We start from the raw sequence: 19,378 nt of genomic DNA, 5'->3' as shown, positions 1-19,378 counted from the left end.
GTTGTTCGACCACGAAGGCCGCCGCCGAGGGATCGGTGGCGGCCTTCGTTCGTTGCACCCGGGAGCCCCGGCCGACGGTGCGGGATGACAACGTCCGTCTCATCTGTGCTGGACTGGGAAACGTCGATTTCTACGGAGGGGTTTACCGGCGGGGTGGAGGTGATTCATGGCGATGCCGGGTCGGGGCTCCGACGGTTGGACGGTTGCCGATCTCGACCGCATGCCTGAGAACGGGCTTCGGTATGAGGTACTGAACGGTCAGCTCGTTGTAAGCGCGCCTCCGAGGCTGCGCGATCAGCGGTTGATCAAGCGGCTCGATCGTGCGCTCGAGGATGCCAAGCCGGACGGCTTCGAGGTGCTGCCCGGCGTTGGGGTCCTGGTCGGCGAGGACGAGCCCATCCCTGATTTGATCGTGGTCACCGGCCCGATCGACTGGGACGGTCGGGGGATTCCCGTCGAGCAGGTTCAGCTCGCCGTCGAAGTGGTCTCCAAATCGACCACGTTGCAGGACCGCATGGTGAAGCCGGTCCTGTACGCCGAGGCGGGCATTCCGAACTATTGGCGCTTCGAGCTGAACGCTTTCAAAGGACAACTGCCGGGCGAGTCGTTGCCGGTGGCGTTCGTCCACTCCCTCGGCGGCGATCGCAGCTACGAGCCGACGCATCGGATCCCCGCCGGTGAGAAGATCACCGTGCGAACGCCTTTCGAATTCACCCTCGATCCCGCCGCGCTCTTGCCGTGAATCCGATCTCACGGAGGGCGGTGCGGTCGAGCACGGCAGCTCCTGGGTCCGGTTGGGGCGCCACGTTATGAGCGCCGCGTGGCACGGACGGGCCCGATCCCGCCCGTGCCGTCGACCGGTCTACGTGCCGGGATCCTAGGCGCAGCTGTAGGCGGAGCCGCAGCGCAGGAGGCGCAGGATCGGGTCGAGGACGGCGCTGCCCGACGACACTCCGCCGGGGGCGGGCTCGCCGGGCGCGACCACCGGGGCGGGGGTGATCGGCTCCGCGAGCGCCGGACCTGCGGTGAGGACTGCGCCGAAAGCCAGTGCGGCGACGCCTGCGCCGAGCAGCTTGGTGAACGACATGGTGAATCCTTTGTTCAATTCTGTAGTTGCTGTTGCGGCTCGCAGTCTCGCATATTTGACCAATCGGTCGCAATAGATTGGTTGCACGTAAAGTGAAGCGCACCAAGGAATTCGAACCCGAAGGGTTGCTCTTCGGGTGCGGGATCTCGGCGGGCGGCGCTGCGACGAGACGGCAGCGCTCGCGAATCCGAGGCCTGCGCCCACGAACCGAGCCGAGGCCCGCCGCCGGTTCTTCGGCGGCGGCCGTCGAGGCGGTTGGGGGTCATGCGGAGATGGCGTGTTCTTCGGCGAAGAGTTTGCGGCAGGCGGGGGCGCAGAAGGCGTAGCCGGTGCCGTTGTGGGTCAGGGTCAGGTCGGCGGTGGCCAGTTCGACGGTCATGCCGCAGACCGGGTCGATGACGAAACCTTCCGGCGCTTCGCGGGTTTCGCCGGAGTTGCGGTAGTCGTCGGTCAGCAGTTCGGTGAGTTCGGTGCTGGTGAGGGTGCGGCCGAGGGTGGCGAGGCCGCGTTCGCGTAGGCCGACGATTTGGACGACGCAGTGCGGTTCGCGGGTGAGGCGATCCGGGTCGGGCTCGGTCGCGGCGATCGCCCCGGTGATCATCGGCACGACGTGGTCGGCGAATTGCGGGTTGTTGCTCCACGCACCGGGGACGGTGAGGCGGACGAGGTAGCGCGGTGCGGCGGGGCCGCCGGTGGCCCACACTTCCGGCTCCCGGACGAGCACGTGGGTGAGTTCGCGGGCCTTGTCCAGTACCGCGTCCGGCGCGCTTTCCTCGGTGGTCAGCGCGTGCAGGATGCGTTCGGCGAGCGCCTGTTTCCGCTCGGCATCGAGAACGCCTGGGGAGACGAACAATTCGATGGTCATCATGGGCGTGTTCCCTTCTCGGTGAAATGCGGGATGGTGAGCAGGACGATCAGCGCGAAGGCCAGCAGCGCGCAGCCGGTGCGGGCGAAATGGAATGCCTCCCAACGGCCGAGCATCTCGGCGTAGTCGGCGGGTGGCCCCTCGATCGCCCAGCGCTTGATGTGCTGGTTGATCGGCACATTGCCGAAGCGCGTGATCAAGAAGGACGAGAAGGCCAGCGCCGCAGCGGCTCCGGCAGTCCATCGCTGCCTGCCGGAAGCGCGCACGGCGAGCACCGCGCAGCTCACGATGGTCAGCCCCATCAGCGACTGCATGACGAATCCGTTGACCTGCATCAGCGCGGTGTGGAAGGTGAAGCGGACATCGAGCGGAACCTCACGAAAGGCGTAGAGCACGTTGACCGCTCCGTATCCGAACGCGCCAGCGAGCAGTCCGCCGGACAGCAGCGCGCCCGCTCCGGCGAGTCGGGGCCGAGGAGACCGGGCCGGGACCGGATCTCGCCGTGTGGCGCCCGGCGCACGCGGCCGGATGAGCGGGCTCATCGAAGCTGCCTCGAGGGCGCCAGCGCCAGCAGTTCGTCGACCGACCACTGGTCGTAGACGTGCGTGCCGTGCTTGGAAGCCAGGACGCGGCCGTCGGGGGCGATGAGGAAATCCGCGGGCAGGCCGAGCGGGCCGCCGTCGGGCCGGGACGGGGGAGCGGGGCGGTCGCGGCGCGATGCGGCGCGCAGGTCGTGCGCGACGGCGCGGGCGATGGCGGGCCAGCCGCGCGGATCGAGCAGCGCGCGCGGCGACGATTCGACGCCGAACTCGCGGTACAGCACCCGATCCGGGTCGGCGATCACGTCGAGGGGCAGTTCGTCGGTGTACTTGCGCAGTTCGTCCGCGTGCGAGTGGAAGACGATCACCTCGCGGATGTTCGCGGCGGTGATCTCGTGCTGGCGGACCACGATCGAACGCAGGTGCATGTTGCACACGGGACAGCCCGCGAAGCGGCGGAATTGCAGGTGGACGAGGCAATCGGGATCCGGGACCGGCACCTCGACGCCGGTGACGGTCCGCAAGTTTCGGGCGGCGATGGAAGTCGGCAATGACATGGTCTCTCCTTTGTAGGTGTACGACGTACGCCTACGACCAGTATGCGCGTACCTTGTACGCTGTCAACCCATGCCACGTCCTCGTTCGCTGACCACCGACGATCTCGGGACCGCCGCCCTCGCCGTCATCGACCGCGACGGGCTCGACGGACTGACCATGCGGGCGATCGCGAAGGAACTGCGCATCGCCACCATGGGCCTGTATCGCTATGTCGCCGATCGGGATCAGCTGGAGGTCCTGGTGGTGGATCGGGTGCTGAGCGCCATGGAGACCGCGCCGCCGGAGGGTCCCGATTGGCGAGCCAGGGCGACGGTCCTGCTGACGCGGATGCGCGCCGCCGTCGCGGACCATCCCGCCGCGGTCCCGCTGATCCTGCGGCACCGCCAGTCCTCGGCGGCGTCGCTGCACTGGATGGAGGCCATGCTGACCGTGCTCACCGACGCGGGCTTCACCGGTTCCGAGCGGGTGATCGCGCAGCGCACGGTGGTCGGCTTTCTGCTCGGCTTCCTGCAGAGCGAGCACTACGCCTCGATCGCGGGCCCGGGCACCGCGACCATCGCCGCGCTGTCCACCGATGAATTCCCGCTGCTGGTGCAGACCGCGGGACAGGCGCGGACGATGTCCATCGACGACGAGTTCTACGGCGGCGTCGAGATCGTGCTGCGCGGTTTGGCGCCGCGCTGAATCCCGTTGCCGCCGTGGTCATCACCCGAATACGGCAGTGAGGTCGACGGCCTCGGCCATCGCCCGCGCGCCCGCGTCGTTGAGGTGCATGCCGTCACCGCTGTCGAACTCGGGCCGAATGTAGTCCGGTCGCTCCGGATCGGCGACGGCGCGGTCCACGTCGAACACCGAGTCGAAAATGTCCGTCCCGCGCAGCCATTCGTTCACCTCGCGCCGGGTGTCCAGGGTCTCGAAGACGGTCGGGCCTTCGTAGACGCAGCCGGCGTACGGGCCGATGGTGCCGACGTGGATGGTGAGCCCGGCGGCGTGCGCGCGGCGGGCCAGTTCGGTGAAGCCCTCGATGAGTTCCGCTGCGGTGGCGGGTGGCTGATCGCCCAGGCCGCCGAGGATCAGATCGTTGATGCCGAAGTGGACCAGGACGTGGCGCACGCCGGGGACGTCGCGGGCGTCGCGCTCGAACCGGTCCATGCCGCGTTCCCCGATCTCCGCGGTGAGCAGGCGGTTTCCGCCGATGCCCTGGTTCACCACCCAGCCGCGTGACAGACGGTCGTTGAGCGCGTCCACCGAGCGGCGATTGGCGCCGATCGTGCTGCCGAAGCCCTCGAACCAGGAATCACCGAAAGCGACCGCGATTTCGGTCTCGGCCGATGCGAGGACATCGACGCCGGTCACGAAGAACCTAGCGGGGATCACCTGCGACTCAGGCATTTCGATACTGCCGGCGTGGTCACCCGTTGCGACGTAGGCGATTTCGGCGGGCATGTGCGAAAAACTGGCGAGCCCTGTCGGTTCGGGGAGGTAGAGGCTCAGCAGCAGGTCGTCGCCCGCATCGACCGCGAGGTCGATCGGATCGCTGATCAGCTCGCCGCCCGCGGGTACGGTCACTCGCTCCGCGCCGTCGAAGCGAAGTGCGCGGTCGGTCTCCGGGACGATCTGGTCGGCGGTTTTGCGCAGTGCGACCCTGGCCGCGCCGACGACGAGCGGCGTCTGCCCGTAGCGGTTGGTCAGATGAACGCGGATCTGTTCGCCGCCGCCCGCGAGGTGCAGTACCTGGCGCAGCGTCTGATCGGCGAACTCGTGCGGTTCGGTGAGCTTGATCTGCTCGTAGGGGCTGATCACGGCCGAACGGAAGCCTGCGATCCAGGTGGTTTGCGGTGACATGAGCCCTCCAAGTGTTTGACGTGAGGAATATTGCGTATGCATAGATCTACTCCGACATATTCCTCATGTCAACTATCCGCGCGTCAACAATGTGCGGTAGGTTCGCATCATGGACCTCTTCGACGATCCGCGTCTCACCGCGATGGGCCTGATGTACGAGGCGCACGAGGGCCTGGTCGCCAAGATGGAGCCGACCTGGAAGGCGAACGGCCTCTCCGGCTTGGACATGAACGCCCTACTGCGATTGAGCCGGTCCCCGCGGCGGCGGCTGCGCATGACGGACCTCGCGACGCAGACCTCGCTGTCGACCAGCGGCGTCACCCGCCTCGTCGATCGGCTGGCCTCGGCGGGATTGGTCGAGCGCGTCCTCGACCCGGCCGACCGCCGCAGCGCCCACGCGGTGCTGACCGACGCCGGAGCGCGCCGACTCGAACAGGTGCTGCCGGACTACCTCGACGCAGTACAGCGCTGGTTCACCGGACTACTCACACCGGACCAGCTCGACGGCCTGACCACTGCGTTGCGGATCATCCGCGACGCCACCAACCCGTCCGCCACCGCCCGCACCGACTGACGGGCTACTCGTCGAGCAGGCGCTCTAGCCCGTCGAGGATCAGGTCGAGGCCGAACTCGAAGTCCGCGATGCCGTCGTGCTCGCCGTCGATGACGAGGTGGGTGAGCGCGTTCATGTGGGGGTGTGTCGTTTTCGGGATGCGTGGAAGGAAATGGGTTGCCGCGGCGATGTATTCGGACGGGTCGAGTGGAAAGGTCGACTCGCGCAGGGTGAATCCGTAGATGTACCCGTCCATGGCGTTCCAGGCGCGGTCCGCCTGTTGGTAGGTGAAGCCCGCGGAGCGTAGGCAGCCGAGCGTGGCGTCGATGTAGCGCAGCATTGCCGGTCCGACGTTCACGCGTGAGCCGATCAGTCCGGTCGCCCAGGGGTGGCGGCGTAGCGCCTCGTGCGCGGAGACGGCGCGGGTGCGCAGCGCCGCCTTCCAGTCCCCGCCGATTTCCGGCACCGCCATCTCGGCGACCACCAGATCCACGATCCCGTCGAGCAGGTCGTCCTTGTTCGCGACGTGGTTGTACAGCGACATCGCCTCCACGCCGAGGGCCTGGGCCAGCTTGCGCATCGACAGCGCGTCGAGCCCCTGCTCGTCGGCGAGGCGGATGGCGGTGCGCAGCACGAGTTCGCGGGTGAGCCGGGCGCGGTCGGCGGGTTTGGGCATCAGCACTCCTTGACGGACTTACGCCGTAAGCGTAGCGTTCGAGCCAACGAACTTACGGTGTAAGTAAAGGTGGTATCCGCAAATGTCGATCTCGGCCTCCGAGCGAGACGTCATGACGGCGGTCGTCGCGCCGCGCTACGGTTCCAGCGACGTGCTGCGCGTCGAGGAGGTGTCCAGGCCGACTCCCGCCGCCCACGAGGTTCTGGTTCGGGTCCGGGCGGCCGCCGTCGCGTCGGGTGATGTGCACCTGCTCACCGGCAGGCCGTACCTGATCCGGCTGATGGGTTTCGGTGTGCGCAAACCGAAGGATCCGGTGATCGGGCACGATCTGGCGGGCGAGGTCGTCGCGATCGGGTCCGCGGTCACGTCGTTCCGGGCCGGTGATCTCGTCTACGGCGCAACCGGTTTCGGGGCCTTCGCCGAGTACGTCTGCGTCGACGAGGCGACGCTCGCGCCGATGCCCGCTGGTCTCGGCTTCGAACAGGCTGCCGCCGTGCCGGATTCGGGCATGACCGCCCTACAGGGGCTGCGCGATGTCGGCGGGTTGCGCGCCGGGCAATCGGTGTTGATCAACGGGGCGTCCGGCGGTGTGGGCAGTTCCGCGGTGCAGATCGCCAAGGCGATGGGTGCGCGGGTGACCGCGGTGTGCAGTACGCGCCACGTCGAGTTCGTGCGCGCACTCGGTGCCGATCGGGTAATCGACTACACCCGCGCCGATTTCGTCGAGGATGGCGAACGCTACGACGTCCTGCTCGATCTCGCGGGCAACCGCCGCCTCTCCGACTACCGCAAAGTGCTCGCGCCCGAGGGAGTCTTCGTATCTTCGGCCGGAGCCCCAGGTGGCGACTGGCTCGGCCCGGTGCTCTGGATCGGAAAGGTCGTGGTGGCAAACCTTTTCGTCCGCCAGACCTTACGGCCGCTGCTGATGAAGCCGCGGCGCGCCGACCTCGACTACCTGACCGAACTCGTGGAGAACGGCAAGCTGCGCCCGGCGATCGAACGCGAGTTCCCGCTGCGCGAAGCCCCCGCCGCGATCGCGCACGTCGCCGAAGGTCACGCGCAAGGCAAGACGGTGCTGATCGTCAGCCGGACAGGTGCTTCCGAACCTTCGTGAGATTCGCGCAGTGCTCGCAGCAACGCGAAGCGTTGTCGAAGGGCGGGCCGCGATCGGCCGCCGCGCACCAGGACTGCGATACGAGTCCGCGTCGGTCCAGTGCGGCACGTCGGTTGTTGGGCGGTCAATCGAGACTGGTGATACCGCACCAGGCGGCGAACCCGCGCACGGTTTCCGACGCGCGCGCCTCTTGGCGAGCGAGCATGCGGATCGTCTCGTGCACCATCGGGTGGTACCGGGTCTGCGTAGGCGCGGTTCGCTTCGCCACCTGCAATGCGCTGAACGCACCTTGCCGGTCTCCGTGCAGCAGGAACCCTCGTGCCAGATCGATGTAGTGGTGGCCAACCCGCTCCCGCGGTGTCCCTTCCGGCAACTTCACCGCTTTCGACCGCTTCACGGCTTCGGTGCCGTCCATCATCTCGACGGCCAGACCGACGCGCCAGATATCCACGTTGGTGGGGCCGAAGCACAGTCGATAGTCGTCGCGATCCTGGCCGAGGCGCTCGGCTGTCTCCGCCGCTTCGGCGAGGTGCGCGTCCGCGGTGTCGCGGCGTCCGGCACGCGCGGCGGCGAGGCCGCTCTTGAGGTGCAGGTTCCCCCACATCGCCAGCGTCGCGGGGTCTTCGCGATGCAGGTCGCTCTCGATGCGACGGCGACTCGACTCGAGGAACCGCTCCGCGCCACTCCAGTCGGCAGTACCGATCATCTCGCCAGCGCGCTGATAGTCGCCCGCGAGCACGGCCAGTTGGTCACCGGATTGTGCTGCTGCCCATTCGTACCGGTCGACAGCCAGCGAGGCGAGGTCGATATAGCCGAGCTTGTAGGCCACCTGTGAAGTCGCTGCGTACGCCTCGGCGAGCAGGCCGAAGATCCGCTCCTGTTCGGGACCATCCGTCGAGTACCACGCAACACGCAGGTCGTGCAGGAGACCCGGCAGTAAACCACTCAGATCTCCGAGCTTCACCGAATGTCTGAGCTGCGACGCCCGCGCGACTTCCGCGGCCAGATCCTGGATCGGCCGTGGCGGAACGTCCTCGGGCGGAATGCGGTAGGTGGCGAGTTCGCGTCGGACGTGGGTTATTCCAGCGTGGACGTTCTGCTCGTCCCGGCTTGTCCGCGGGTAAGGCTGGTCCAGGAGATCGGCGACACCCTCTCCAAGGGCTCGAGCGGTCGCGGCCACGAAGGCGGGTGACGCGGGCGACCTCCCCTGTTCCACCGCGCGCACGAGACTGATCGACACGCTGGCCTCGCGCGCCAGGCGGCCCTGGGTCCACCCCTTGAGTTTGCGAGTTGCGCGGACGCGCTCACCAATGCTCGCTGAATCTTGGGTCATCACGCTCACGGTTCCATTCTGTGTCTCCCCGCTGAACAAAGAGTGCCAAATCTGTTGGTAGTTCGCTTGTGAACGGGAGGCGATTCTATGAATGCACCCGGCGTCGGACCGCAGGCGATTCCTTACCTCGTCTCGGATACGTGAACCGGCCGCACCGGAGGTCGTAGGGCTCGGGCGGCCGGTCCGGCGCCGGTGTGCTCCAACCGTCGCAGGGGAGGCCGAATATGTCGTCGCTGATGAACCGGTTGGCGCAGTGGGAGATCGAATACTGTGACTGCGCCAGTCCTTCGATCGCCATGGACCGCGAGCGCGCGGTGCTGGTGCTCACCCAGCACGCGGAACATGGTTCGCGCTGCGGGCAATACCTCGCTGCGCTTGCCCGCGTTTCGACGGTCCTCGGCTGAGCAGCCATGTCGGAGAGCGGTGTCCAGCCGGGTGCCTATGGCGCGCCTCGGACACTTCCGCGATGGCAAGAGCTGTCGGCGGCGTTCCGGGGCGCTACCGGGCAGCTGCCCGGCGATCATCTGGTGTTGCGATGGGCGAACGCACTCGCGCACTTGCATTGGACCCGAATCATCAACCCCGCCGAACAGGCTCGAATCGACGTCCGGCGCACCGAACTCTGCACCCTGATCGACGACTGGGTCGCCGTCCACATCCAACCGCGTCAGCCTTGGTCGCAGAAGACCGGCTATGGCCGGGCCGTCGATGACATGGCTGCCGCGCACGTGGCGGCCGAGCTCGTCCTGATGGCGGAGCACACCGCCGACGAATTGCATCGGGCATGGTCGCACGTCGGCTATCTGGCCACCCGGTGGGCCGACCTCGTCACCGAAGCGGTCGACGGCCAGCGGACCGCGCCCCTGCGTCCGACGATTCGCGACTCGACCATCGACAGCCTGAAATGACTCTGTTGCAACGTTATTCGGTTGCCAAGGTGGGTTGGCGATCGAAGTTCGGCGGGGTGAGGGAATTCAGGACACAGCGTCGGCGAAGCGAGCCGCCAAAACGCGCACGCGCTCGATCAGTTCGGGCGGTTCGTGTACCCGGAACGGGAAGTCGAACAGCGCAACGTAGATGGCGAGTTCGTCGAGCGAGTTCGAACCCGTTCGCAACAGGCAACTTTCGGTGTCGATCGGTTCGATGACGCCCACCGTCGGCGCGACGCGGTCGGCTGCCACCTCTGCGGGGACCAGCAGGGTGATGCGGGCGGCGTAGCGGTAGGGGGAGGTCGTCACGCCCCGTGAGAGGTAGCCGGAGAGGTTCATGTCGGGCGCCTCGCGCGGTGTGAACTTCGGGCCGGTGGGGATGCGCGGGTGCATTCGGTCGACGCGGTAGGTGCGCCAGTCGCCGCGGTCGACGTCCCAGCCGATGAGATACCAGCGGCGGCCGGTGTGCGCGAGCCGGTGTGGCTCGGTGGTACGTGAAGTGCTGTCGCCCCGGTGGTTTCGGTAGTCGAAGCGTAGGCGGTGCTGGTCGCGGATGGCGGCGGCGACGGCGGTGAGCACGTCCGGGTCGACCGTGGCGCCCGCCGCGGGAACGGTGACCGTCACCGAGTGCAGCAGCTGCACGCGGTGCCGCAACCGCGAAGGCAGTACCTGCTCGAGCTTGGTGAGCGCGCGCAGCGAGCTGTCCTCTATACCGGCGACGGTCCCACCCGCCGCGGTGCGCAGACCGATCGCGACGGCCACCGCCTCGTCGTCGTCCAGCAGCAGCGGCGGCAGCTTCGCGCCCGCCCCGAGCCGATAGCCCGCCACACCGGCGCTGGCCTGCACCGGATAGCCGAGCGTGCGCAGCTTGTCGATGTCGCGGCGGACGGTGCGCACGTCCACCTCGAGACGCTCGGCCAGTTCGGCTCCGGTCCAGTCGCGCGGAGTTTGCAGCAAAGAGAGCAGGCGCAGTAGGCGGGCGGAGGTTTCCAACATGCCGAGAAGTCTGCCCGAAACCTAGGGCCTGTATTGTCCTAGGTGCCGCATATCGTCGTTCTCATGACCTTCGAGATCACCGAATTCCGCATCGACATCCCGCAGCGGCAACTCGACGACCTGCACCGACGGCTCGACGCGGTGCGCTGGCCCGATCCGCTGCCCGGCGACGACTGGGATACCGGCGTGCCCACCGCCTGGCTGCGCTCGCTGGTCGAGTACTGGCGCACCGCCTACGACTGGCGGTCCGCCGAGCGCGAAATCAACGCGCATCCGCAGTTCCGTACCGAGATCGACGGACAGACCATCCATTTCCTGCACGTCCGTTCGCCGGAGCCGGACGCGCTTCCCTTGCTGCTCACGCACGGCTGGCCCGGTTCGGTGGTCGAATTCCTCGATCTGATCGGCCCGTTGACCGACCCGAGGGCGCACGGCGGCGATCCCGCCGACGCGTTCCACGTCGTCGTTCCCGCGCTGCCGGGATTCGGATTCTCCGGGCCGGTGCGCGAATCCGGTTGGACCATCGAACGCATCGCCCGAGCCTGGGCGGAACTGATGCGGCGGCTCGGCTACGACCGCTACGGCGTGCAGGGCGGCGACATCGGCGCGGCGGTCAGCCCCGAGGTCGGACGGGTCGCGCCGGATCGGGTGATCGGCGTGCACACCAATGGCGGGCTGGGCGGTTTCCCTCAGCTGCCGCTGTCGGAGAAGGAGCTCGCCGAGCTGACCGACCTGGAGCGTGATCGGATTCGCCGGATCGAGGCGTTCATGAACGAGGAATTCGGCTACATCGCGATCCAGTCCACCCGTCCGCAGGCGCTCGCCTACGGACTCACGGATTCGCCGGTCGGCCAATTGGCCTGGATCATGGACAAATTCCGCGAGTGGACGTACCCGCGGGCGGTGGAGCCGGACAAGATCATCGACCGGGATCGCCTGCTGACCAACGCGATGCTGTACTGGCTCACCGGCACAGCGGGTTCCGCGGCGTACGTGGGCTACGCACAGGACGCACCGTGGGGCGCCCCGAAGGTGAACCCCGGCGTGCCGACCGGCGTCATCGTATTCGCCCACGACGTCGCGATCCGGCGCTACGACGAGCGGGAGAACACCATCACCCGCTGGACCGACGTCGACCGCGGCGGGCACTTCGCCGCGCTGGAGGAACCGGAGCTGCTCACCGACGACGTCCGCGCGTTCTTCCGCGAGCTGCGCTGAAAGTCCACGGCCGCGCCTTGTTCCGGTCTATCACTTCCGGAACAAGGCGGGCCATGTGCGGACTATCGGCGGACGCACCCGAGATCGGCGAAACGGTTTCCAGCAGAGCCGATTCAAGCGCACACTCGGAAGCGCAGGACCGCGGTGAGCAGGAGCGATCGCCATGACCGAACCGTTGCGGATGACGCAGGAACATCGAGAGGCCTTCTGGCGGCGCTGCGGCTGGTCACCCGAGCAATCCGAGGCCCAGCGCCGCGAGATCGAACAGCGCTGGGGCGACGAATGGATCGACATGGCCGAGTTGCTCGGCTGGTAACCGATTCACTCGGCGCTGAGCTCACCCGCCGCCCGCCACGATTCCCGCTCGGCGGCAAAGGCTTCCGCTTGCGTCGCGCGGAATCGGTCGATGGCGGCCGCGTTGTCGGCGAGGAACGCGCGGTACTCCGCGAGCCGGAACTCGCCGTCCTCCGCACGCACCTCCACCTTGCCCGCGGCGAAATCGGCTCGCATGTCGAGCAATTCTTCCGCGCTCACCGGATACCAGCTGATGCGGTCGAAATAGCGCAACAGCCAAGGCGTCTCGGTGGCGGCGTGGTTCCACACCTGGGTCGTGCGGCCGACGAACTGGTAGCCGCCCGGCCCTTCCATGCCGTAGACGCACAGGTAGGCGCCGCCGATTCCGACCGCGTTCTCCGGTGTCCAGGTGCGGGCCGGGTTGTACTTGGTGGTCACCAAGCGGTGGCGCGGATCGATCGGGGTGGCCACCGGCGCGCCGAGGTACACATCGCCCAGACCGAGCACCAGGTACTGCGCGCCGAAGACGGTGTCGTAGACGTCCTCGACCGTGGCCAGTCCGTTCATGCGGCGGATGAATTCGATGTTCCACGGGCACCACGGCGCGTCGGCGCGCACACCGTGCATGTAGCGGGTGATCGCCTCCCTGGTCGAGGGGTCGTCCCAGGACAGCGGCAAGTGCACAGTGCGGCTCGGCACCACGAGCTCCGCGACGGCGGGTAGCTCCCGCTCGGCCTCGGCGAGCAGATCCAACAGCTTCGGCACGGGCAGGACGTGCGGATCGACGCGAATCTGCAAGGACCGCACACCGGGGGTCAGCTCGACCACCCCGCGCGGATCCGCCGCGAGCAGGTGCTGGTGCAGCGCGTGCACACGGGCGCGCAGGCCGAGATCCAATGTCATCGCGCCGTATTCGACGAGCACACCGTCGTCGCCCGCGCGGCGGTACGTCACCCCGGTCTCGCCGTCCGCTTCGGCGCGGCGCAGCACGCCGTCGTCGCCGTCACCACCGGGGGAGAGCACCGAAGGCCACGAAGCCCGTCTACCGGGACCGAGATCGCGCAGCGACGCGGCGTGTTCGCGGCGCACCGGCACGAACCGCACCGCGTCGCCGGGACAGAGCTGGCCCAGCTTCCACCGATCCGCCGCGACCACCGTGACCGGGCAGACGAAACCGCCGAGGCTCGGGCCGTCGGGACCGAGCAGGATCGGTGTGTCGCCGGTGAAATCCAGTGCGCCAACGGAATAGGGCGTGTCGTGGATGTTGGACGGGTGCAGACCCGCTTCGCCGCCGTCGGTGCGCGCCCACTCCGGCTTGGGTCCGATCAGCCGCACGCCGGTGCGATCGGAGTTGAAGTGCACTTCGTAGTCGGTGCCGATGATGGTGTCGAAGTCGGCGCGGGTGAAGAACTCCGGTGCGCCGTGCGGTCCTTCCGTGACTGCTAGTTCCCAACGCCTGGCCAGCACCGGTCGGTCGTCGGCCGGGACAGCGGTGGCGAGGGGAGCATGGGATGCCCCCAGGCGCAGCACTTCTCTGGCGCGCAGGGCGGCACCCGTGCTGCCCCCGAATCGCCCGAGCGTGAAAGTCGCGACGCTCCCGAGGTATTCGGGCAAGTCGATGCCGCCGGAGAGCAGCACATAAGTCCGCATTCCCGGCCCGTGAATCGCGCCGACCTCCAGCACGCCGCCGTCCGGCACCCGCACCGTCCGCCACTGTTCGACCGGCACGCCGTCCACCGTCACCTCCGCGGGCGCGCCCGTCACACACACCCAGGTGGCGGTGGCGAATCGCAGCGCGGGACCGGCGAGCGTGCATTCCAACCCCGCCGCACCCTCGGGATTGCCGAGCACCCGGTTGCCCAGCCGGAAGGAGAGGTCGTCCATCGGGCCGGATGGCGGAACGCCGACGTGCCAGTAGCCGACGCGACCCGGCCAATCCTGCACGGTGACGAGCGTTCCCGGCCGCAGCACTTCGACGTGCGCGCGCACAGCGTCGGTGATGTCGGCTTCCGGCGTGCGGGCGGGCGCCTCGACGACCGTCATCGCGTGACCACCATGCGCACGGGCGTCGGGTCGAAGCCGTTGCAGGGGTTGTTGATTTGCGGACAGTTGGAGACCAGCACGAGCGTGTCGATCTCGGCCCGCAGGGTGACCTTCTTGCCGGGAGCCGACAACCCGTCCACGATGCCGAGAGTTCCGTCCGGCTCCACCGGGACGTTCATGAACCAGTTGATGTTCGAGACGAGATCTCGTTTGCCCAGACCCCATTTCATCGCCTCGGCGAGGAAGTTCTCCACGCAGGCGTGCTGGTGGCGGGTGTGGTGCCCGTAGCGGAGGGTGTTGGATTCCTGTGAGCACGCGCCCGCGATGGTGTCGTGGTTGCCGACCTCGTCGGCGAGCACCGTCATCAGCGAGGTACCCGCGTCGGTCAACAGGACGCTGCCGGTGGTCAGGAAGATGTTGCGCTGGGCGACGATGGTGGCCTGGGCGCTGTAGCGGTCGGCGTGGTCGGTGGCGGAGTAGAGCAGGCAGTCGACCGCCTGATTGCCGTGCAGATCGATGATCTCCCACTGATCGCCCGCACGGACGATCGTCGACCACGGCGCGCAGGCGGGCACGGTCTCGTCGAGCACGATGACGCGGGACAGGGTCGAGGTCATGCCGTCGCCTCCAGCGTCATGGCGGTCCAGGCCGCTTCGGTGTTCTGCACGGCCCGTAGGTATTCCGGGTCGCTGTTGTGGGTCGTGACCAGATCCTCGGGCGCGGACCAGGCGACGACATCGAGATCGGTGGTGGCGCGCTCGTCGAGCGGGTGCGCGGCATTGGCCACCAGCAGCACCGCGGGCAGGTGGACGAGCAGATCAACCGACGATCCGGCGGCCGCGCTGCCGGTGGCGACGAGCGCGCCGTCGGCGGCCACCCGGACGCCGCGGAAGAACGAGACGCTCGGCGCGATATCGCGAGCCGCCAAGCCTTGTTTGGCCCCCGCGAGACGCAGCAGGCCGCGGGCTTCGGGGGTGGGTCCGCAGAGCGTGTCGTGGTGTCCGGAATTGTCGGCCAGCACGGTGGCCAGCACTCGGCCCTGATCGGTGAGCAGCGGGTGACCCGTCGAAAGATACGCCTGCCACGGCACTTTCACGGTGTCGGCCACGTTCAGCCGCTCCCACGGCGCATCGGCGCGGAGCAGAAGCATGTGGGCGCAGGCGGATCCGGCCGGGTCGCTCAGCCGGACGCGGGTGCCTCGACCCAGAACGACATTGGCGTAGCCGCTCGGCGGAATGCGTTGCGACCAAGTGACCTTGGCGGACGGCACGTCGGAGGGAAGGTCCGGGGCCGCGAGAGTCGCGGCCGCGGCTTGGGCGCGAGCGTGGGAGCGCGCGGCCTCGGTGGAAGCGGTTCCCGTGGGGGACTCGGTCATGGTGTTCCCTTTTCGAGTGATCCGTGCGCGGCGGTCGGCAGAACCGCCGCGCACGGCATGGATGCGGTCAGGCCGGTTGGACGGCGGGTTCGCCGCTCGTCTCGGCGCGCGGAACGGCGACGACGAACCGGTGCACGACCGCGCCGACGGCCGCCACGGTGAGCACGAACAGCGGTGCGGCCCAGAGCATCCACCAGCCGCCACCGTGCGGCGTGTAGACCTCGGCGCGCGGCCAGGCCAGATTGATCGCCATGGCGACGCCCCACACCACCGCGAGCGCGTTGATCGGAATGCCGAAGCGGCCCAAGCTGAACAGCGATTCGTCGGTGGCCTCCACGGTGCGCCCCCAGCCCTTCAGCCGCCGGATCAGCAGCGGAACAGTGACCAGCAGATAGGCCACGTACAGCGAGACGATGCAGACGCTGGCGAGGGTCGCGAAGATCGCGGCGTTGCCGAGATTGACCATCAGCAGGGCGATACCGAGCAGGCCGATCACCACGGCCGGCAGCACGGGCGTGCCGTACCGGGGATGCACCGCGGCGAGCCGCCGGGCGAAGGGCAGTTTGCCGTCGCGGGCCATGGAGAACATCAACCGTGAGCCCGCGGTCTGAATCGCCAAGGTGCACACCATGATCGCGATGGCGACGCAGCCGAGCAGGACCTTGCCCGCCGGGCTGTCCAGCTTCGAGGTGAGCACGTAGGCGAGACCCTCGGTGGCCAGCGCGCCGTCGGTCAGGCTCGGGGCCGCCATCAGCGCGCCGAGCAGCATGAGCCCGCCGCCGAGCGCGGACACCGACAGCGCGGTCAGGATGGTGCGCGGAGCGACCCGGCGCGGGTTCTTCGTCTCCTCGGAAAGCTCACCGGCGGAATCGAATCCGACCATCACGTAGGCGGCCATCAGACCGGAGACCAGGAACGCGGCCCAGTACGGCCCCGGCGCGGCCTGATCGGTCTGCAACACGACGCCGGGTCCGCGCTCGCTGTTCACGAAGAACAGGCCGATGATCGCGGCGATGCCGACGATCTCGATGGTGACGCCGATGGAGTTGATCTTCGCCATCAAATCGATGCCGATGACGTTGATCGTCGTGGTGACGACGAGCAGGACGCTGCCGAGCAGCACCGCGTTGGTCGCGCCCGACGCGGAGGTGAGCGCGGTGTCCTCACCGACGATCTGGAAACCGCTCCAGATCGTCGGCAGCACCACCTGCAGCGCGATGGCGGCCGCAGCAGCGGTGACGATCTGTGCGATGACCATCATCCAGCCCGCGAACCAGCCGACGAGCTCGCCGCCCAGCCGCCGCGACCACTGGTAGATACAGCCGGAGAGCGGGTAGCGGGCGGCCAGTTCGGCGAAGTTCAGCGCGACGAGGAACTGTCCGGCGAAGACGATCGGCCAAGTCCAGAAGAAGGCGGCGCCGCCGAACGAATAGCCGAAGCCGAAGAACTGGAAGATCGTGGTGAGGATCGAGACGAACGAGAAGCCCGCCGCGAACGAGGCGTAGCGGCCCAGTTTGCGGTGCAGCACCGGCCGATAGCCGAAACTGGCGAGGTCTGCGCTGTCGACGTTGGCGTCGGAGGATGGGGGCGGAACGACTGTTGTGGCCATGGGCGGGGTCCTTCGGCGTGCGGCCAATACCTATCGCATGACAGTTTTGCGCTCACGATCGCGATTTCGGTGTCCGCCGTGTATCGCTTGCGGCAACGCCGGTAACTTCTGCGTTGCCCGAGTTTCTATCAAGTGACAGAAACCTCTCCGTCGGGTGACGGCCGCAGACGGCCCGACCGCCGCTGTCGGTCGACAGTGCCAGAATGGGCACGTGGCAAACCCCGGTCCCGGCCGTCCCCGTCTGGAACAGCGACCCCGTCGCGGCCATACGCCGCGCGCCGAAATCCTGGACGCGGCAGGCGAACTGTTCACCACCAAGGGCTACGCCAATACGTCCACGAGGGCGGTGGCCGACGCCGTCGGCATCCGCCAGGCCTCGCTGTACCACCATTTCGCCGCCAAAGACGACATCCTCGACGCACTGCTCACCGAAACCATCGCCACGCCACTGGAACTCGCCGAGCGGCTGCGCGCCGAAGCGGAACCCGCGCCGACCCGGCTCTACGCGCTGGCCTGGTACGACGTGCGCCAGCTCTGCGCGGCGCGCTGGAATCTCGGTGCGCTGTACCTGCTTCCCGAGCTGCGCACCAAGCGCTTCGCGGCGTTTCGCCTTCGTCGCGACGAATTACGCGGGCACTACGAGACACTGGCCGAGGCCGTGATCGAAGGCGCGGGCGCGGCGGGGATTCCGGGCGCGGAGGTTCTGCCGTTCCGGCTCGTGGAGACGGTGATCAGCATCCGGTCCGACGAGGGCAGCGCGCCCGCTTACGCCGAGCAGACCATTCCGGACGCCGCGCTGCGCATGCTCGGCTGGAACGGAGACCTGGAGGAGGCGCGCGACGACGCGGCCGTCCTGCTGGAACGCCTCGCCGTGCACTGAGACGGGCGGGTCAGCCCTTGCCGCGACCCGCCTTGAAACCGAAGTCCCAGTTGTACATTCGCGCGATCTCCATGACACCCGCGCCGGGCCTGCCCGCGGGCGGCCGGATGAAGGTGCCCTCGCGGCGGACCACCAGCTCGCCGTTGATGTTCTCGATGTGCGCGAGCACCGCGTCCCGCGAGTCGTCCATGCAGCCGTCGAGTGTCATCTCGATCGGCGGGCAGTTCAACGGGTACAGCGTCGCGGTGGCTTGGACGCCGCGGAAATCGTTGGCGCCCTCGTAGATCGAGGTGAACACCAGAATACGACGGAACTGCGCGGTGAAATCCAGGTTGATGTCCAGGTTCTCGCCGGTGGCGCTGCCGCCCGTGCGGTCGTCCTGATCCAGCCGGATGAACGGCGGGCGGTCCAGCGCGCCGAACGAGCGGTCAAGTGCGCGCACCGAACCGATGCGGCCGTCGGCCAGCTCGAAGAAGCAGCTGAGGTCCAGATCCAGTCCGCCGCTGCCGCGCCGCCTGCCGAACAGGCCGCCGCCGCGGTGGGATTGGCTGGTCCAGTTCAGGTTCACCCGCATGGTGCCGCCGGTGGCGCCCTGCTTGGTCAGCGAGACCGAGGGCGCTTCCTTGGTGAGCGAGATCTTGCTCATGTTCACCGGCGCGCCACCGCCCTGCGGAGGCGGCGGGGGCGCGTACTGCTGCTGCGGTGGCGGCGGTGCGTACTGCGGCTGGGGCGGGGGCGGGGGCGGTGCGTACTGCTGCTGCGCGAATTGCGGTGGCGGCGGAGCGTATTGCGGCTGCGGCGGCGGTGCGTACGGCTGCTGCGGCGGAGCGTACGGCTGCTGCTGGGGCGGCGCGTATTGCTGCGGCGGCGGCGCGAACTGCTGGGTCGGCGCGGGCGGCGGGGTCTGCTGGGCGGGCGGCGCGGACTGCTGTGCCGCGGGCGCCGGATCGTCGTCGACGGAGATGCCGAAATCGGTGGCCAGTCCCGCCAACCCGGAGGCATAACCCTGACCCACCGCGCGGAACTTCCACGCGCCCTGTCGGCGGTACAGCTCGCCGAGCACGAACGCCGTCTCGGTGGTGGCGCCGGTGCTGTCGAAGCGCGCCACCTCGGCGCCGTTCGCGGCGTCCAGCACCCGCACGTAGAGACCCTGGAACTGGCCGAAGGTGCCGCCGTCGGAGGACGCCGCGATGACAACGGTCTCGACCTGCGGTTCGACCTGCGCCAGCTGCACCGACAGCACGTCGAGCACCGTCGGGCCCTGCTGTTTGCCCTCGTGCCGGACGGAGCCCGACGGGTGCAGCGGCTGGTTGTAGAAAACGAAGTCGTTGTCGGAGCGGACCTTACCGCCGACCAGCAACAGGGCCGAGGCATCCGCGTCCGGGATTCCGGGACCCGACTGCCACCCCAGCTCGATGCGGACCGCGGACATCGGCACCGCAACATTGGCGCCCTTCATCATCG

22 protein-coding genes are annotated in these 19,378 nt (G+C 68.2%); 9 read left to right on the top strand and 13 right to left on the bottom strand.

All coding sequences use genetic code 11. From position 1 onward, the window contains the following. Nucleotides 1-166: 166 nt before the first annotated feature. Nucleotides 167-742, top strand: a complete 576-nt coding sequence (locus AB0H49_RS27580; protein ID WP_357255606.1) for a Uma2 family endonuclease — start codon at nucleotides 167-169, stop codon at nucleotides 740-742. Nucleotides 743-877: 135 nt separating this feature from the next. On the opposite strand, the gene AB0H49_RS27575 is transcribed toward AB0H49_RS27580, so the two are convergent. The 4 genes from AB0H49_RS27575 to AB0H49_RS27560 form a co-directional block, all read right to left on the bottom strand. Continuing rightward, nucleotides 878-1,087 carry a hypothetical protein gene (locus tag AB0H49_RS27575; protein WP_355002169.1) on the bottom strand — a complete coding sequence of 70 codons (210 nt, stop codon included), beginning with the start codon at nucleotides 1,085-1,087 and terminating at the stop codon, nucleotides 878-880. 262 nt (nucleotides 1,088-1,349) lie between these two features. After that, nucleotides 1,350-1,955, bottom strand: a complete 606-nt coding sequence (locus tag AB0H49_RS27570; RefSeq protein WP_357255604.1) for an ATPase — start codon at nucleotides 1,953-1,955, stop codon at nucleotides 1,350-1,352. Further along, the gene (locus AB0H49_RS27565; RefSeq protein WP_357255602.1) at nucleotides 1,952-2,494 is read right to left on the bottom strand and encodes a DUF1772 domain-containing protein; all 543 of its coding nucleotides are present in this window, start codon (nucleotides 2,492-2,494) and stop codon (nucleotides 1,952-1,954) included. Before AB0H49_RS27565 ends, AB0H49_RS27570 begins: the two co-directional genes overlap by 4 nt. Further along, a complete protein-coding gene (locus tag AB0H49_RS27560) occupies nucleotides 2,491-3,048 on the bottom strand; it encodes a peroxiredoxin-like family protein (protein ID WP_357255600.1) in 558 nt (185 codons plus the stop codon). The genes AB0H49_RS27565 and AB0H49_RS27560 overlap by 4 nt, the downstream gene beginning before the upstream one ends. Nucleotides 3,049-3,118: 70 nt before the next feature. Between AB0H49_RS27560 and AB0H49_RS27555 the strand changes: the two genes are divergently transcribed. Next, on the top strand, nucleotides 3,119-3,733 hold the full coding sequence (locus AB0H49_RS27555; protein ID WP_355002165.1) for a TetR/AcrR family transcriptional regulator C-terminal domain-containing protein: 615 nt from the start codon (nucleotides 3,119-3,121) through the stop codon (nucleotides 3,731-3,733). A 21-nt stretch (nucleotides 3,734-3,754) separates the two neighbouring features. On the opposite strand, the gene AB0H49_RS27550 is transcribed toward AB0H49_RS27555, so the two are convergent. After that, entirely contained in the window at nucleotides 3,755-4,894 is a 1,140-nt protein-coding gene (locus AB0H49_RS27550; protein ID WP_357255598.1) for a GDSL-type esterase/lipase family protein, read from the bottom strand. Nucleotides 4,895-5,003: 109 nt separating this feature from the next. Here AB0H49_RS27550 and AB0H49_RS27545 point away from each other — a divergent pair, with 109 nt between their 5' ends. Continuing rightward, nucleotides 5,004-5,468: a MarR family transcriptional regulator gene (locus AB0H49_RS27545; protein ID WP_355002163.1), complete on the top strand. Its 465-nt coding sequence runs from the start codon at nucleotides 5,004-5,006 to the stop codon at nucleotides 5,466-5,468. Nucleotides 5,469-5,472: 4 nt separating this feature from the next. On the opposite strand, the gene AB0H49_RS27540 is transcribed toward AB0H49_RS27545, so the two are convergent. Next, entirely contained in the window at nucleotides 5,473-6,123 is a 651-nt protein-coding gene (locus AB0H49_RS27540; RefSeq protein WP_357255597.1) for a TetR/AcrR family transcriptional regulator C-terminal domain-containing protein, read from the bottom strand. Nucleotides 6,124-6,205: 82 nt separating this feature from the next. Between AB0H49_RS27540 and AB0H49_RS27535 the strand changes: the two genes are divergently transcribed. Further along, nucleotides 6,206-7,237, top strand: coding sequence for an NAD(P)-dependent alcohol dehydrogenase (locus AB0H49_RS27535; RefSeq protein ID WP_357255595.1), 1,032 nt, complete (start codon nucleotides 6,206-6,208; stop codon nucleotides 7,235-7,237). Between the two features lie 124 nt (nucleotides 7,238-7,361). Here the strand turns inward: AB0H49_RS27535 and AB0H49_RS27530 are convergent, their stop codons facing one another. Then, a complete protein-coding gene (locus tag AB0H49_RS27530) occupies nucleotides 7,362-8,570 on the bottom strand; it encodes a helix-turn-helix transcriptional regulator (RefSeq protein WP_357255593.1) in 1,209 nt (402 codons plus the stop codon). Nucleotides 8,571-8,794: 224 nt separating this feature from the next. Between AB0H49_RS27530 and AB0H49_RS27525 the strand changes: the two genes are divergently transcribed. After that, nucleotides 8,795-8,974, top strand: a complete 180-nt coding sequence (locus tag AB0H49_RS27525) for a hypothetical protein (protein WP_357255592.1) — start codon at nucleotides 8,795-8,797, stop codon at nucleotides 8,972-8,974. Nucleotides 8,975-9,127: 153 nt separating this feature from the next. Continuing rightward, nucleotides 9,128-9,478 carry a hypothetical protein gene (locus tag AB0H49_RS27520; RefSeq protein WP_357255590.1) on the top strand — a complete coding sequence of 117 codons (351 nt, stop codon included), beginning with the start codon at nucleotides 9,128-9,130 and terminating at the stop codon, nucleotides 9,476-9,478. 66 nt (nucleotides 9,479-9,544) lie between these two features. Here the strand turns inward: AB0H49_RS27520 and AB0H49_RS27515 are convergent, their stop codons facing one another. Further along, nucleotides 9,545-10,495 carry a YafY family protein gene (locus tag AB0H49_RS27515; protein ID WP_357255588.1) on the bottom strand — a complete coding sequence of 317 codons (951 nt, stop codon included), beginning with the start codon at nucleotides 10,493-10,495 and terminating at the stop codon, nucleotides 9,545-9,547. A gap of 63 nt (nucleotides 10,496-10,558) precedes the next feature. Here AB0H49_RS27515 and AB0H49_RS27510 point away from each other — a divergent pair, with 63 nt between their 5' ends. Together AB0H49_RS27510 and AB0H49_RS27505 are read left to right on the top strand one after the other, a co-directional pair. Further along, nucleotides 10,559-11,713 (top strand): epoxide hydrolase family protein, encoded by a 1,155-nt coding sequence (locus AB0H49_RS27510; RefSeq protein ID WP_357255586.1) that lies wholly within the window; start codon nucleotides 10,559-10,561, stop codon nucleotides 11,711-11,713. 163 nt (nucleotides 11,714-11,876) lie between these two features. Further along, complete coding sequence (locus AB0H49_RS27505) at nucleotides 11,877-12,029, top strand: hypothetical protein (protein WP_169810847.1); 153 nt, start codon at nucleotides 11,877-11,879, stop codon at nucleotides 12,027-12,029. Nucleotides 12,030-12,034: 5 nt separating this feature from the next. On the opposite strand, the gene AB0H49_RS27500 is transcribed toward AB0H49_RS27505, so the two are convergent. The 4 genes from AB0H49_RS27500 to AB0H49_RS27485 form a co-directional block, all read right to left on the bottom strand. Then, the gene (locus AB0H49_RS27500; protein ID WP_357255679.1) at nucleotides 12,035-13,996 is read right to left on the bottom strand and encodes a 5-oxoprolinase/urea amidolyase family protein; all 1,962 of its coding nucleotides are present in this window, start codon (nucleotides 13,994-13,996) and stop codon (nucleotides 12,035-12,037) included. A gap of 50 nt (nucleotides 13,997-14,046) precedes the next feature. Then, a complete protein-coding gene (locus AB0H49_RS27495) occupies nucleotides 14,047-14,667 on the bottom strand; it encodes an urea amidolyase associated protein UAAP2 (RefSeq protein ID WP_357255584.1) in 621 nt (206 codons plus the stop codon). Continuing rightward, entirely contained in the window at nucleotides 14,664-15,425 is a 762-nt protein-coding gene (locus tag AB0H49_RS27490) for a DUF1989 domain-containing protein (protein ID WP_355002155.1), read from the bottom strand. Before AB0H49_RS27490 ends, AB0H49_RS27495 begins: the two co-directional genes overlap by 4 nt. A 67-nt stretch (nucleotides 15,426-15,492) precedes the next feature. Beyond that, on the bottom strand, nucleotides 15,493-17,034 hold the full coding sequence (locus tag AB0H49_RS27485) for an amino acid permease (protein ID WP_355002154.1): 1,542 nt from the start codon (nucleotides 17,032-17,034) through the stop codon (nucleotides 15,493-15,495). 211 nt (nucleotides 17,035-17,245) lie between these two features. On the opposite strand from AB0H49_RS27485, the gene AB0H49_RS27480 reads away from it, so the two are divergent. Further along, nucleotides 17,246-17,914, top strand: a complete 669-nt coding sequence (locus AB0H49_RS27480; RefSeq protein ID WP_355002153.1) for a helix-turn-helix domain-containing protein — start codon at nucleotides 17,246-17,248, stop codon at nucleotides 17,912-17,914. Nucleotides 17,915-17,924: 10 nt separating this feature from the next. Here the strand turns inward: AB0H49_RS27480 and AB0H49_RS27475 are convergent, their stop codons facing one another. Further along, the gene (locus AB0H49_RS27475; protein WP_357255677.1) at nucleotides 17,925-19,376 is read right to left on the bottom strand and encodes a TerD family protein; all 1,452 of its coding nucleotides are present in this window, start codon (nucleotides 19,374-19,376) and stop codon (nucleotides 17,925-17,927) included. Between the last annotated feature and the right edge of the window lie 2 nt (nucleotides 19,377-19,378).

The sequence above is a fragment of the Nocardia sp. NPDC050713 genome (assembly GCF_040654315.1).
Lineage (GTDB): Bacteria > Actinomycetota > Actinomycetes > Mycobacteriales > Mycobacteriaceae > Nocardia.
Note: the sequence above shows the minus strand (reverse complement) of the source record. Positions and strands in the feature narration are given on the sequence as shown.

Excerpts from the sequence above, each read along its gene's own strand:
- AB0H49_RS27490 (WP_355002155.1), bottom strand. The coding sequence starts at position 15,425 with ATGACCGAGTCCCCCACGGGAACCGCTTCCACCGAGGCCGCGCGCTCC.
- AB0H49_RS27505 (WP_169810847.1), top strand. The coding sequence starts at position 11,877 with ATGACCGAACCGTTGCGGATGACGCAGGAACATCGAGAGGCCTTCTGG.
- AB0H49_RS27545 (WP_355002163.1), top strand. The coding sequence starts at position 5,004 with ATGGACCTCTTCGACGATCCGCGTCTCACCGCGATGGGCCTGATGTAC.
- AB0H49_RS27515 (WP_357255588.1), bottom strand. The coding sequence starts at position 10,495 with ATGTTGGAAACCTCCGCCCGCCTACTGCGCCTGCTCTCTTTGCTGCAA.
- AB0H49_RS27510 (WP_357255586.1), top strand. The coding sequence starts at position 10,559 with ATGACCTTCGAGATCACCGAATTCCGCATCGACATCCCGCAGCGGCAA.
- AB0H49_RS27525 (WP_357255592.1), top strand. The coding sequence starts at position 8,795 with ATGTCGTCGCTGATGAACCGGTTGGCGCAGTGGGAGATCGAATACTGT.
- AB0H49_RS27535 (WP_357255595.1), top strand. The coding sequence starts at position 6,206 with ATGTCGATCTCGGCCTCCGAGCGAGACGTCATGACGGCGGTCGTCGCG.
- AB0H49_RS27530 (WP_357255593.1), bottom strand. The coding sequence starts at position 8,570 with ATGACCCAAGATTCAGCGAGCATTGGTGAGCGCGTCCGCGCAACTCGC.
- AB0H49_RS27475 (WP_357255677.1), bottom strand. The coding sequence starts at position 19,376 with ATGATGAAGGGCGCCAATGTTGCGGTGCCGATGTCCGCGGTCCGCATC.
- AB0H49_RS27560 (WP_357255600.1), bottom strand. The coding sequence starts at position 3,048 with ATGTCATTGCCGACTTCCATCGCCGCCCGAAACTTGCGGACCGTCACC.
- AB0H49_RS27570 (WP_357255604.1), bottom strand. The coding sequence starts at position 1,955 with ATGATGACCATCGAATTGTTCGTCTCCCCAGGCGTTCTCGATGCCGAG.
- AB0H49_RS27580 (WP_357255606.1), top strand. The coding sequence starts at position 167 with ATGGCGATGCCGGGTCGGGGCTCCGACGGTTGGACGGTTGCCGATCTC.
- AB0H49_RS27485 (WP_355002154.1), bottom strand. The coding sequence starts at position 17,034 with ATGGCCACAACAGTCGTTCCGCCCCCATCCTCCGACGCCAACGTCGAC.
- AB0H49_RS27540 (WP_357255597.1), bottom strand. The coding sequence starts at position 6,123 with ATGCCCAAACCCGCCGACCGCGCCCGGCTCACCCGCGAACTCGTGCTG.
- AB0H49_RS27495 (WP_357255584.1), bottom strand. The coding sequence starts at position 14,667 with ATGACCTCGACCCTGTCCCGCGTCATCGTGCTCGACGAGACCGTGCCC.
- AB0H49_RS27575 (WP_355002169.1), bottom strand. The coding sequence starts at position 1,087 with ATGTCGTTCACCAAGCTGCTCGGCGCAGGCGTCGCCGCACTGGCTTTC.
- AB0H49_RS27555 (WP_355002165.1), top strand. The coding sequence starts at position 3,119 with ATGCCACGTCCTCGTTCGCTGACCACCGACGATCTCGGGACCGCCGCC.
- AB0H49_RS27550 (WP_357255598.1), bottom strand. The coding sequence starts at position 4,894 with ATGTCACCGCAAACCACCTGGATCGCAGGCTTCCGTTCGGCCGTGATC.
- AB0H49_RS27565 (WP_357255602.1), bottom strand. The coding sequence starts at position 2,494 with ATGAGCCCGCTCATCCGGCCGCGTGCGCCGGGCGCCACACGGCGAGAT.